11 protein-coding genes and 1 pseudogene are annotated in these 14,187 nt (G+C 25.1%); 11 read left to right on the top strand and 1 reads right to left on the bottom strand.

The genetic code is table 11. From position 1 onward, the window contains the following. Positions 1–118: 118 nt before the first annotated feature. From RYM86_RS15210 to RYM86_RS15160, 11 genes and pseudogenes are all read left to right on the top strand, one after another. Positions 119–2,884 (top strand): serine protease, encoded by a 2,766-nt coding sequence (locus tag RYM86_RS15210; protein WP_315081542.1) that lies wholly within the window; start codon positions 119–121, stop codon positions 2,882–2,884. Positions 2,885–3,625: 741 nt separating this feature from the next. Continuing rightward, positions 3,626–6,064 (top strand): S24 family peptidase, encoded by a 2,439-nt coding sequence (locus RYM86_RS15205; RefSeq protein ID WP_315081541.1) that lies wholly within the window; start codon positions 3,626–3,628, stop codon positions 6,062–6,064. 234 nt (positions 6,065–6,298) lie between these two features. Then, entirely contained in the window at positions 6,299–7,975 is a 1,677-nt protein-coding gene (locus RYM86_RS15200) for an AAA family ATPase (RefSeq protein WP_315081540.1), read from the top strand. Positions 7,976–8,217: 242 nt separating this feature from the next. Further along, positions 8,218–8,619 (top strand): nucleotidyltransferase substrate binding protein, encoded by a 402-nt coding sequence (locus RYM86_RS15195; protein ID WP_315081538.1) that lies wholly within the window; start codon positions 8,218–8,220, stop codon positions 8,617–8,619. A 1-nt stretch (position 8,620) separates the two neighbouring features. Beyond that, positions 8,621–8,929 carry a nucleotidyltransferase domain-containing protein gene (locus tag RYM86_RS15190; RefSeq protein WP_315081537.1) on the top strand — a complete coding sequence of 103 codons (309 nt, stop codon included), beginning with the start codon at positions 8,621–8,623 and terminating at the stop codon, positions 8,927–8,929. Positions 8,930–9,228: 299 nt separating this feature from the next. Beyond that, positions 9,229–9,768: a sigma-70 family RNA polymerase sigma factor gene (locus tag RYM86_RS15185; protein WP_315081535.1), complete on the top strand. Its 540-nt coding sequence runs from the start codon at positions 9,229–9,231 to the stop codon at positions 9,766–9,768. Further along, on the top strand, positions 9,761–10,462 hold the full coding sequence (locus tag RYM86_RS15180; RefSeq protein WP_315081534.1) for a hypothetical protein: 702 nt from the start codon (positions 9,761–9,763) through the stop codon (positions 10,460–10,462). The genes RYM86_RS15185 and RYM86_RS15180 overlap by 8 nt, the downstream gene beginning before the upstream one ends. Positions 10,463–10,792: 330 nt before the next feature. Continuing rightward, entirely contained in the window at positions 10,793–11,209 is a 417-nt protein-coding gene (locus RYM86_RS15175) for a hypothetical protein (RefSeq protein WP_315081532.1), read from the top strand. A gap of 26 nt (positions 11,210–11,235) precedes the next feature. Beyond that, a pseudogene (locus tag RYM86_RS15170) lies at positions 11,236–11,541 on the top strand (hypothetical protein); the annotation flags it as partial. 83 nt (positions 11,542–11,624) lie between these two features. After that, complete coding sequence (locus RYM86_RS15165; protein ID WP_315081530.1) at positions 11,625–12,062, top strand: type VII toxin-antitoxin system MntA family adenylyltransferase antitoxin; 438 nt, start codon at positions 11,625–11,627, stop codon at positions 12,060–12,062. Next, positions 12,052–12,480, top strand: a complete 429-nt coding sequence (locus tag RYM86_RS15160; protein ID WP_315081529.1) for a HepT-like ribonuclease domain-containing protein — start codon at positions 12,052–12,054, stop codon at positions 12,478–12,480. Before RYM86_RS15165 ends, RYM86_RS15160 begins: the two co-directional genes overlap by 11 nt. A 460-nt stretch (positions 12,481–12,940) precedes the next feature. On the opposite strand, the gene RYM86_RS15155 is transcribed toward RYM86_RS15160, so the two are convergent. Continuing rightward, entirely contained in the window at positions 12,941–14,158 is a 1,218-nt protein-coding gene (locus tag RYM86_RS15155) for an IS256 family transposase (protein WP_315081527.1), read from the bottom strand. Positions 14,159–14,187: the final 29 nt, after the last annotated feature.

Below are 14,187 nucleotides of genomic sequence, written 5' to 3'. Positions count from 1 at the left end.
AGTTCAAATATGGGCTTTTTTTTTAATGTCGCACTTGATTATACAATTCATCATAAGAAAAAGTGATAAATCTTTTAGTTTCATATGTTCACTGATTAATACATGTAAGAGATATGATGTGAAAGTAATAATCATAAGTGTTAATAATATAAAAAATTTAAAATTTGAACTAAAAGGAATTAATGTTTTGTTACAAGAAAGTAAAAACTTAAATAAGAATGATATAATTAAAATGCTTAAAAATTATACACTCGATTATAATGATATTCATGTAAATTTAATTTATGCTATTACAGGTGGAAAACCTTCTTTAGTTTACGCATTATTTGAGTATTTAAAAAATAATGATTGGAGTATAATGAATAAACTTGGAGAAATATTTAAATTGAAATTTACTAATGATTTACAAGAAGATATTCAAGATAGAATCATGGATTTAATTGAAGATGAAGACGCAAAAGAATTGTTGTATAGAGTTGCTTTAATTAGTTTTCCATATAACTTTCAATTAATAGAAAAAATAGCTCAAATTACTCCTAATGTAGTGCATGTAAATGAAAAAATAAGAAAATTAGGAGGTTGGATTAAAAAGGATGATCAAATTTATTGTAATGTATCTCTTTTAGATAAAGTTGCAGAGAAAAATTTAGATCATGAAATTCAGATAGAAATACATAGAATAATAGTAAAAAGTATATTTGATGTTACTAAGACATTAGATTATATTAATTTTAATAGAACATTTATACATTTAGTAAAAGCTGAGGAAAACAATCAAGCTGGGTTATTATTGTGCAACGCACTGCACAGTTTGAAAGAGTCAAATATAGATGATGATTATTGGCATATACTTGATTTGTGGAATGAATTGGAATGTCCACAAAATATGAATATTGAAATTAAGCTTTTGATTTGTGTGCTTCAAATAATATGTTGTGATAAATTTGAAAAAAATAATAACCATCTATTTATCAGATTAGATGGTTATATAAAAGATATAATTAATATTGGATGTAACAATAAACTAATAGTTATATTATTTTTATCAGTACATTATTCTTTGAAGAATGTAAAATTATCAATGAAGTATTTAAAAATATTAATGGATAATAATACTTTTAATATTTTTGAAGAGTACAGAGAGGTAATTGATATAGATGAACAGTTAGGTGTAGAAAAAATATTATTTTTGTGTTCAGCAAATATAAAAACAAAAGAAGAGCGACAAATATTTTTTTTAATTTATAATGCAATGAATGATAAGCAAAAAGAAGAGTTTAATTCTTTAAGTGATCAAGATTTATATGATATGTCATTAGCAATATGTAGTAAAATATGGCTAAATGAGCTAGAAGGAGGAAAGAATTTTAATAATGCACTTAAAGAATTAGAAAGTTTAGAAGATAGAAGTGTTTTTAAGGATAATAAGTGGTTTTTTATTAATAACAAAAAGTGTCAGATAATTCTATATGGAGAATATTTAAATAATATAGATAAAGCAGAAATTATAGCAAAAGAGCTTTTAGAAAGTGATTTATGTAAAGAAAGACCAGTAGAATTTCTAATACGGGATGTAATTGGAAGACAATTTTCTATAGCAAAGAATGCGGAAAGAGCTCAATTATATTTAAATAATCTCTCTTTAGATTTTGAAGGTTTTGAATTAGAAAAAATAGATTATTTGACTCAATATAGTATTATTAAATCGAAATATAATGAACATGAATTAGCATTAGAGGAATTAGAATATGCATCTAGATTAATTGATAAAAATCAGTTGCCATATATAGAAAAGTTGAAAAATTTAGGGGAGCAAATTATAGAATATTGGTTTGAAAAAGATAACAATAGCATGTATGAAAAAATAAAAGAATATATAGATTTAATAGAAGAATATAATTCTGAAGAATTAAATAATGAAGCAAAAAGTTTAGTTTTGTGTTTAGGGCACTGTACTGGATATTATTCAAGTATTTTGACTAGAGGAAAAGCCCCAATAAAAGGTTCTGATGGAAGTCCATATGTAGAACCATTTAGAGGAATATTTATTAATGATGATGGAAAAAAAGCCCTTATGTATGATACAAATAAATTCGCATTAATCTATTCTCATTTAGCTTCAATAGCAGAAGTATTAAAAAAATATAATGAAGCAAAAATATATTATAATAAAAGTGCTAGCTTATATAATTTAAAAAACGGAATAAAGGGTGTAATTGAGAGAAATCTGTTAAAATATGAGATAATGAATGGCAATTATGATAAGAGTTATGATTTAACCATTAGCCAAAGTGAAAATATATATTTTAGTATGAATAAAGAGATGAAAGAGGATACTTTGTTTAATATAGGTAATGATATATTTAAGTTTTTCATAATACCATCAATATTTAATGTATTGAAAAAATATATTATGAATGATGCAAGTTATATTAATGATTCTATAAAAATAGTTGAATTAATAAAAAAGCAAAATTATATTAAAGAGGATGATATATTAATAATTAGTGAAATAATTAATCAGAATATAATTAATGAACGCTATGTAAATAAAGAAATTTCAAAATCAAATAAATGCAATTCAAGCCTATTATTAATAAAATATGTATCATTAGTAAAGTTGGATTTAAAAAGAAATTTGAGAGAAGCTTTGAGTCTTCAATTTGCGTTTGAGGATTATTTGAAAAAATTGTATGATGATGAATTATTTATATATAATATAATAAAATCTACTTTGCAAACTTTTTGGATTTATGCATACTGCAAATATAGAGATAATTTTAAAAATACTGATAGAATTGACAAGAATTTAAAAGAATTATTGAATAACAATAATTATGAATTGAAAGAATTATTAAAGTTAATGAATTTTGGATTAAATTAACTATGAAATATAATTCGAAAAAAGATTCATTTCAGCAAAAAATACAACTAACACTGTACCTTATGTTCTATGGGGGAGTGGCTAGAAAAAATGCATCTCCCCCATGATTAATGAATAGCAATATATATTATATAATGGCAAGTGATTGACAACATAATCTGTCTACTGTAAACTGGCTACATTACTATGTTTGAGACTGAGTGACAAGGTGACAGTATACTTATATAGGATTATAAAAATTAATAGTATTTTCATACCCAAGAATATTATAATTAATGAAATAATATAAAGTTTAGTGGCAGAGAATAAAAATGCCACAAATTTGCCACTAACGTACAAGCTGTATAAAAATGTAATTTATTTTATTATAAGCATAAATACGTTTTTAGTTCTATTAAAGCAAGATTTTTAAAAGTTGATATAATGCAGTAAAAGGTATGATATTATGCTTTAGAATTAAGTAAATACACACACCTCATGAGGAGAAAAATAGATACAAAAAATATCCCCACCGTATATATAGAATAAAAGCATTATATTATCAACTTATAAGTAAGATTAATTTAGTTAAGTAGTGAACAAATAAGAGACAATCAATAGCTTTTAAAAAGTATATTGATTGTTTTTTATATTTAAATTAATTCCTATTCATAATACTCCAAAACTTTACATATAATTACATAATATAGTACAATTATTATAAAAGTATAAAATATGATAAATTATGTAATGGAGGGTGAAATGCAACTTAATGTAGAGCAGAAAAGAATAATTCAGAGTAAACCTAATGGTCATTCTTTAATAAAAGGTGTAGCAGGTTCAGGTAAAACTACTGTAGCTGTAAATAAAATGCCATTGCTATTAAGGCACTATTGTCCCTCTGAAGATGATAGAGTTCTTATGGCAACTTATAATAAATCACTTCAAAAATACGTCTCATTTATATATGATAACGTTAAAGATGATATTAATGATCAAATTAATATATTTGATGAAGGTAATAGTAATAAGTTATATATTAAAACAATAGATTCAATAATGTTTAAGTATTTTAATCAATATAAAAAATATAATAACGTTAATTTAGAAATCGCATTTCAAAAAGAATGTCAAGATCAATTAATTGATGCAATAAACTTTGTTAGCAAGAGTTTTGGGGATATTAAAATCATTAATCAGAAATATTTTCAATTTATAAAAGAAGAAATTATGTGGATAAAATCTTGTAATTATATGGAGCTTGAAGAATATCAATCTGTTGATAGAATAGGGAGAGTCAGAAAACTTAATAATGATGGGCCACAAAAACTTAGGAAAAATTCTAAGCAACGAAATGCCATATTTGAAGTTTTATTAAGATATAATAAAAATTTAAAGAAGATAAATAAAGTGGATTTTCAAGATATGGCTTTGATTGCATTAGCTCAAGCTAAGAAATATCCTATTGATAAATATACGCATATTTTAATAGATGAAAGTCAAGATTTAACAAGAGTTCAATTACAATTCTTAAAAGCGTTATATAATGAAAAAGAATACTCAAGTATAACATTCATTTCGGATGTAGCTCAAAGCATATATCCTCAAGCTTGGCTTGTTAAAAATCGTTCATTTACAAGTTTGGGATATGATATGAAAGGAAAGTCTAATTCCTTAAGCAAAAATTATAGGACAACTACACAGATAGCACAAGCTGCTTTTAGTTTGATTAATAGTGATGAAGATTTGATTCAAGATGATAATTTTGTTAAGCCTAATTTAATAGACAAGCAGGGAGAATATCCAGTATACAGAAACTTTAAAAATTCAAGTGAAGAAGCATCATATATATCTAATTTAATAACTAGAACTTTAATGAAAAGGTATAACCTTAAAGACATTGTTATAATTTCAAGAGTAAAAAATCAATTAAAAGGAATTAAAGAAATTTTAGAAAAGCACAATATTCCATGTTCTATATTTGATAAAAACAATGAATTTGATTTTTCAAATGAAAGTGTAAAACTTGTAACTATGCATTCTATTAAAGGTCTTGAATTTAAAGTTGTTATAATTGCTGGTTTAAATTCTAAAGTAATGCCTTTATGTCCAGTTAAGAATGAAGAAGAGGATATGGACATGTTAGAGTCTAGAGAAAGAAAATTACTTTATGTTGGGATGACAAGAGCTACAGAAAAATTATTTATAACATCAGATGGTATACCATCTAAATTTATTAAAGATATAGATTATAAATATTTAAGAATAGAAAGTAATTGCTATATGAAAAGAATTTCTTCAATAAGTTTAGAAGACTATTTGTTTAAAGAAGAGATTTCAGATATATATTCTAGAGAAGAAAAAATAAGACAATGGGTACTTCGAGAATTGAGAGATACTTATGGGTATCCTACAAACTTATTTACTATAGAGCAAAAAGTAAATATAGGATCTCAAATTAAATTTGCAGACATTGCAGTTGATATTTATAGGAATAACACTAAAGGTCCATATATATTGATAGAGGTAAAAAGTTGGGGAAGTGGTATAAAGGATGCATTATCACAACTAAAGAGTTATATGGCTAATACTCCAAGTACCCAATATGGAATAGCAACTGATGGAAATGAGATAGTTATAATAAATAAGGAGTTAGAAGAAGTAGATGATATACCTAAGTTCAATTCTTCAATGTTTCCATTAGAATTAGAAACTATTGAATATATAGATTTCAAAAGAGATATAAGTCATAAATTTATAAAAGATTCTTCAGCAATAGGTGAATTATATATAGAGGAAAATGGATGTGAAATAAAAGTAGATAATGTAAGATCTGTTCCAATATTTAATGAGATAGCAGCTGGAGTACCTATATTAATTAATGATAGTATACAAGGGAAATATTATTTGCCAACAGAATGGCTTGGTAATTTTAAAGATGTATATATTCTTAAGATTAAAGGTGATTCAATGATAAATAAGAATATAAATGATGGAGATTATGTTGTTATAAATAAACAAAATTCAGCTGATATCGGAGAGATAGTTGCAGTTGATATTGAAGGGAATTGTACATTAAAAACTTATAAAACAATTGGAGGAAAAATCCTTTTAATGCCTGAAAATGATGATTATGAACCAATTATGCTTGAAGAAGATCAATGTAGTATTCTTGGTGTGGCTATTGGATTAATTAAATAAAGATTGAATTTGCTTATAAATTAAGAAAAAATGCTAATAAAGCTTAATTAAGTTTAAGTTTTATTAGCATTTTTAGTGCAGTTTTAAAGAGGAAATAGTTAAGGTGTTTGATTTTTTAATATTGTGACATAGCACATTCTATGGTTTTAGGTTTAATAATAAGAAGCTTTTGGATATAATAGAGATAATACAATTGATTACTATAATGTATAAGTTAAAAAATGGAGGTTTGTTATGAATTTAAAGGCACTACCAATAGGAGTAGATAATTTTGAAAAATTAATAACGAGAGATTATTATTATATAGATAAAACATTATTAATAAAAGACTTACTAGACAATAAAGCAGACGTGAATTTATTTACAAGACCAAGAAGATTCGGAAAAACTTTAAATATGAGTATGCTTCAATATTATTTTGAAAAGAGAGAAGAAAATAATTCTTATCTTTTTGAGAATCTAAATATAATAAAAGCAGGAGAAGAGTATACTTCTCATATGGGACAGTATCCTGTAATTAATCTTTCTTTGAAATCTGCAAAGCAACCTAATTTTGAATTAGCGTATATTTCTATTGCAAGAAGAATAGCAGAAGAATATAAGAGACATGAATATATATTAAAAAGTGAAGATTTAAAAAATGAAAAAGAAAGGTTTTTAAAAATCTTAAAGGAAGAAGGCGGTGAAGGAGATTACACTGACTCAATATTTTTTCTTAGTCAATGTTTAGAAAAGTATCATAACAAAAAAGTAATAATACTTATTGATGAATATGATGTACCTCTTGAAAATGCGTTCTTTGAGGGCTTTTATGATAAAATGATAGCATTTTTAAGATCACTTTTTGAATCAGCTTTAAAAACAAATTCTTCTTTAGAGTTTTCTGTAATAACAGGTTGTTTAAGAATTAGTAGAGAAAGTATATTTACAGGACTTAACAATTTAGAAATTATATCAATTTTAAATAAATCATATGATGAATACTTTGGATTTACTCAAGAAGATATAAATAAAATGCTTGAAGATTATAATTTAAGAGATAAGGGAGCATTAATAAAAGAATGGTATAATGGCTATATTTTTGGTGATGCTGAAGTTTATAATCCCTGGAGCGCTGTACGATTTGTAAAAGATTTAAAAATTAACAATAACGTATTTCCATCATCTTATTGGGCAAATACAAGTTCAAACAGCATCGTTAGAAGTTTAATTGAAAGAGCTGATAGTGTAACAAAACGTGAAATAGAGTCATTAATTGAGGGGAAAACTATAGAAAAAAAGGTTCATGAAGATATAACTTATAATGAAATGTATGATAGTATGGATAATTTGTGGAATTTTATGTTCTTTACTGGTTACTTCAAAAAAGTAAGTGAAAGAATGGATGAAGAAGATAATCACTATATAACCCTTAAAATACCTAATAAAGAAGTTAAGTATATTTTTAAAAATAAAATATTAAAGTGGTTTCATGATAAAGTTAAAGTAAAAGATTTAGCTACAATGTATAGTGCTATTTTTAATAAAGATGCTCAAACCTTCCAAAAAGAATTAAATGCAATGCTTAGACAAACTATAAGTTTTAATGATGCTTATGAAAATTTCTATCATGGATTTACTCTTGGGGTATTGGCTAATATGCATGACTTTTTAGTAAAGTCTAATAGAGAAGCCGGAGATGGCAGAAGTGATATATTCATAAAATCACTTTCAATATTTGAGCCATGCGTCATATTAGAACTTAAAGTATGTGATAAACCTAAAGATATTTTTAAGAAATGTGATGAAGCATTAGCACAAATTGATGCAAAAAATTACGAAGAAGAACTTAAAGAAGAAGGATATGAAAACATAATAAAGTATGGTATTTCATTTTATAGAAAAGACTGTGTAATAAAAGTTAAAGAATAGAATTTGTGGAATATATATAAATAATATAAATTCAATGAAACATCTGAGAGATTAAGAAAAATGCTAATAGAGCTTAATTAGTTTTAAGTTTTATTAGCATTTTTAACATCTTTTATAAACATAAGTAATTGATAATGATTTATTTATTATCATCAATATATAAGTGATTCTAGGAGTTATGGTTTAATAATAAGATATTTTTGGATATAATAGAGGTATGAAAATAATTAAAGAGGTGTAAAATGGATAACTTAAAAGAAATTAGATGGAAGCAAAGATTTGAAAATTTCGATAAATCATATAAATTATTAAAAAAATATTCTAATAAGCCTATAACAACTGAACTTGAAAGAGCTGGGATAATACAATTTTTTGAAATGACATTTGAACTTGCATGGAAAGTTTTAAAAGATTACTTAGAATCTGAAGGATATATGGTTAAAAGCCCTAGAGAAACTGTAAAGCAAGCATTTCAAATAGGATTGATAGATAATGGACATATATGGATAGATGCGTTATCAAATAGAAACTTAACAACACATACTTATGATGAAGAATTAGCTAATAAAATGACTAAGGAAATATTGATATCTTACTTACCTGAATTGGATAAAATGTATAATAGATTAGTAGAGGAATTGTAAAATGTTTGGATTATTAGAAAGAGACATAAAGTATATATATGAAGCTTTAGAGAAATTTCAAGAGATAGAAAAAGCAATAATATTTGGAAGTAGGGCTATGGGAAATTATAAAAAAGGTTCAGATGTGGATATAGCTATAATAGGTAAAAATGTAACGAATAAAACTATTTTTAGATTAGATGATTATTTAAATGAAGTTTATCCACTACCTTATTTTTTTGATGTTATACAATATTCTTCAATTTCAAATAAGAAATTAATAAATCATATAGACAATGAGGGGAAGGTAATATATACAAAAAAATTGTAATGTTTAATTTTTTGTATATGTATATTTAACTTTTAATCGAGCGGATAATAATTTTATAAGATTGATTCATATAATAAATGTTCTAAATAGTTTAAAGGTGATAGCGTCAAAATAAACTTGGTGTTATCACTATTTTTTTACAATACATTTATTATTTATAATAGCTTTTAATATAAATGGAATGATTAATAACTTTAAGATTTATTTTTATAAAAATTTGATAAATTTAAAATATATTGTAAGAAGATATAGCATTGGTACGTATAGAGGATAAGAAAGCTTAAGGGGGGGAGATATTTATGCTAGATGACAAGCTTATTAATAAGATTAAAGAACGAAAAAATGAAGGTTTAAATATGCTTATTGATGAATATGGCAAGCTTTGTTATGGAGTTATTTCATCTGTACTAGCACCTAATAATATGAATGAAAGTATTGATGAGTGCTTTGATGATGTTCTGATTACTGTTTGGTACAAAATTGAATTGTTTGAAGCAGTAAAGGGAAGCTTAAGAAATTGGATTATATCAGTATGTAAGTTTAAAGCATTAGATTATCTTAGAAAGAAGAGAGAAAATTTAGAGATTAATAATGAAAAAATAGAAGATGAAATTAATATTGAAAATCACATTATAAAAGAAGAGGAAAAAGATGAACTTCTAAAGGCCATTGAAAGACTAGGTGATATGGATAGAGATATATTTAAATTAAGATTTATAGAAGAGAGGGATATTGAGTATATATCAAATAAATTAGGGATTGAAAAAGGAAGTATTTACACTAGAATTTCAAGAGGTAAAACAAAACTAAGAAAGTTGATGGAGGAGTATTATGAGTAATTATATTGAACTTAACTTAGATGATTTAATGTATGAAGAATATAGTGATGAAGAAGTTCAAAAATTTGAAAATAAGGGAATGAACTTTTTGGGGAGAATAGCTGATAGAAGGAAAAGCATAAAAGAGAAAATAGTAGAAAATAATATAGAAGAAATGAAACAGGCGATGTATGAGGAATTGGAAGTTGAAGAATTAGTTGAGCAAGAGTTTGTAGGAAGTGCTGATGGAAGAGGATATATTTCAGCTATCTCAAGCAGTGCAGATTATTATGTAATGCCATTGGCTTTTAGAGATGTTGGTACAAGTTTTAAATGTGTTATGACTGATAGAAAATTCATTATATTTGAAATTGGATCATTTTATAGGATATATAGGACGTATGTAATAGATTATAAAGATGTAGATAGAGTGCATGTCAATGAAAAAACTAACCATATAGAATTTTTTGCAAAGAAAGATAAATATAATTCTATAAGAGAATGTTCAAACTGGCTATTATACTACTTTATACAAGGAAGATTTGCTATGAGTATAACAGCAGGTAAGAAAGATGAAGTATTTAAACTATTTAGAGATAAGTTTAAAATAACTAGAATGATGTATTATTTATGGATTGCTATGTTCGTAATTATAGGAAGTTTAGTAGCATATGTTTTAATTGATATAATAAACAATTTATATACAAATCCATAACACGTAATAATATACAATTGTTTAAAAACAAGATAAGAGATAATAATTTACAAATTAAATGTGCAAGAGAAGCAGTGAAACTTATAAAATATTATATTGAGAACGGTATATCATTTAACCAAGAAACTACTTTATCAGGAAAGAGTATTATTAAAAATAGCGTAGTAATCTGTTTGTTTATTCAACTGTAAAATTATTCAAGTGAAAATGCACTATTATAGTAATATATACAATATGGAATAAAATTCATATAATTCAAGTTAATGCAATATTGAACGATATATAAAGAGTTATAAAAATAATATACTGTTTTAATATACTAATGACACTATGTCTGCAAGAATAGAAAATATTATAAATTCAGTGCCGGAAAAAGTGGATGAAACATTTAAAAAAGCTATAGTTATAGACAAGAATAATGAGTTTTATTCTATGAAGAATATACAAGGTGCTACTAATATAGAATATGCACGAAAAATTATGAATACTTTTGCAAATGTAGATTATTCAAATGCAGAAAGTTTTGAAAAAGCCATAAATGAATATAGAACTCTTATAAAACCTGTATTAGAATCAGCTGGTGTTAAAAATATTGGAAGAAATCAATCTTTAACAGATACAACTAATTATCATATTAAAAAATTGAAATCTTTATTTGATGAAAGTTATAAAAGAGTTTTTTTATCAGCTGCTGAAGTTAGAAAAATGTTTGGAAATTCAAAAAATGTTATAGATGTTTGTAGATAAATTTTAAGAATTTGCTAATATTACTTATAGGTCGTGCACTTATTAATAAGCCAAGTATTATATTAGCAGATAAACCTACAGGAAATAAAAATACAAGAGCGGTTATTGAGTTACTTAAATTTACTGCTCGTAAGTTTAACCAAACCCTTATATTAATTACTCATGATACCAAGATAACTTCTATGGCTGACCGTGTAATTACAATAAAGGATGGGAAAAATACAAGAAAAGAGCTTATAAATTGTAAACCAGATCAATTAGTATACAATACTAAAAATGAAGAACTAGTAATACAGTTAGTAAGGCATGTGGGAATAAGAAGGAGTGTATAATACGCGCCGCCGTAATTTTGTTTATAAATCAGCATTAGTGGTATATAATAACACTATAGAAGTCAATTATATGAGGTGTAGATATGAATTTAACTAAAAGTAGTGATTTATATGGGAAAGATGAAATTATAAATATTCTAAAATCTGTACAAAGTATAGAATTATTTAAAAAACAAAACATAAATGCTATTATTTTATTTGGAAGTATTGTTACGGTTAATTTTCAGGAATATTCAGATGTGGATATTGCTATTTTAAGTAAGAAAAAAAATACTCTTAATGATATTATGGATTTAGAAGAAACATTGAGAAATATGTTAAATAGAGAAATAGATATTATCGATTTAAATAATGAGGAATTGGATTTAAGATTTAAAGTATCTGTATATGATACTGGAATGTTAATATATAATGATGAGTTAGACTTGTACACAAAGGATTATAATAAAACAGATATTATATATAGAAACAATGAGGAATTTAGATTCTTTAGAGAAAGGGATGTGATATATGATGAATAGAGAAAGACTATATGATATTATAAAAAATATTAGAGAAACACTATCTCTTTTAGATAAAGCATTAATTAAATTAGAGGTTATAGATGATGAAGATATAAAAGAACTTATTAAATCATCAGTGAAACAAAGTTTTTTAGAATATTTTATTTTGATAGAAAGTTTTACATCGTTATGTTTAAAGGAGTTAAAGCTATATAGAATAAGTGATGATATGGAAAAATCGCTAAAGAAATTATATGAAAATAATATTATTAGTGAAGAAATATATATTTTTTTAAATCAATATAGAAGATATAGAAACAGAATAGCACATGTATATAAACAGCCATCTGTAGAAGAAGTTATTGAGTTTGTAAAAGATAATAAAAACAATATAAATGAAGTTATAAATATAATAACAGAAATTTATAAAAAATAATAACTATAAATATGATGTAGAATTAATATTAGTAAAAAAGAATTTAATGAAATATCGCAGGGATTATATGAGCAAGTAATAAATAAAGTTAATAAAAGCATAGTTATATAATGTATTAATTAGAATGTTGAAATAAATGATTATTAGAAAATAGCCTAAAGTATGATATAAGGTACTTTAGGCTTAGAAATCTAGTTCATAATTTATTTCTTTGTTTTTCACTTTTACAGAATGTACGAGGCTGTAAATATTTTTGTGTATTCTGATTTTCCTCTTGGAAATAATGTATAACTTAAATATTTAGATCAATCTTTAATTTTGTCTAATAATGTATATTTATAAAGATTAAATCATTTATGCTTTATGTATATTATCTCCAATTGATGGCAATAATATACATGAGCAAAATATTTTTAAGGAACTTTAATTTTAGGAATCTCCTAATTTAAAGTTCTTTTTCTTATGATGTTTTATCTAAAATATTACTAAATACAATTTTAAGCTGATTAATAACTAAATCCCAATCTGAATAACTTCTGGTCCATTTCTTTGCTACGCGTTCAACGGCTAAATATAGCATCTTTAACAGACTATCATCATTAGGAAATATCAGTTTAGTCTTTGTCACTTTTCTAAATTGACTATTTAAGCTTTCTATAACATTGGTCGTATATATTATTTTTCTTATATTATCTGGGAATGCAAAAAATGTACTTAGATTATCCCAATTATCTTCCCAGCTCTTAACTGCATTAGGATATTTATTAGACCACTTATCTTTCAATGATATTAAATTTTCCATGGCCACATCTTCATTGACAGCTTTATAAATTCCTTTTAAATCAGCTACAAAAGCTTTTCTATCTTTGTAAGGAATATACTTCATACTAGACCTTATTTGATGTATTATACATCTTTGTATTTTAGCAAATGGAAATGTAGCTCCGATAGCTTCTTTGAAGCCGTTTAAACCATCAACACAGAATATAAGCACATCGTTAACACCTCTATTTTTAAGATCATTTAATACAGATAACCAGAATTTACTGCTTTCATTAGCACCTATCCATATTCCTAATACTTCTTTTTCACCATCTAAATTTACTCCAATTACAACATAGGCTGCTTTAACTATAATCTGTTTATCTTCTCTAACTTTATAATGTATAGCATCCATAAATATAAAGGAATAGGTATTTTCTAATAGTCTATTTTGCCATTCCGAAACCAAAGGTAATATTCTATTTGTTATATTTGATACAGTTTCTGCACTTACATCTACCCCATATAACGCTCTTATTTGCTCAGATATATCTCTTGTTGTCATTCCAGTTGCATAAAGTCCTAATATTTTATCCTCGATACCGTTAACGGATCTTTGATGTTTAGGAACTATTTTAGGTTCAAAATCACCATTTCTATCTCTTGGTATATTTAGCTGTACAGGTCCGAGCTCTGTTTTCACAGTCTTTTTTGAATATCCATTGCGACTATTATCATTGTTTTTTTCAATACTATCATACTTTCCGTATCCTAATGCTTCATCCATTTCAGCCTCTAAAGATTCTTGTAAAACGTCTCTAAACATTTCTTTAAGTCCAACTAAAATTTCATTAGCGTTACTAAAATTTTGCTCCTTTATGTATTCTCTTAATAATTCTTTCGACACATTTCCCATATAAAAAAACTCCTTCTTGTAATAATTTG

Source organism: uncultured Clostridium sp. (assembly GCF_963527835.1).
In the GTDB taxonomy this organism is placed as follows: Bacteria; Bacillota; Clostridia; order Clostridiales; family Clostridiaceae; genus Clostridium.
This window is presented reverse-complemented; position numbering and strand designations above follow the sequence as displayed.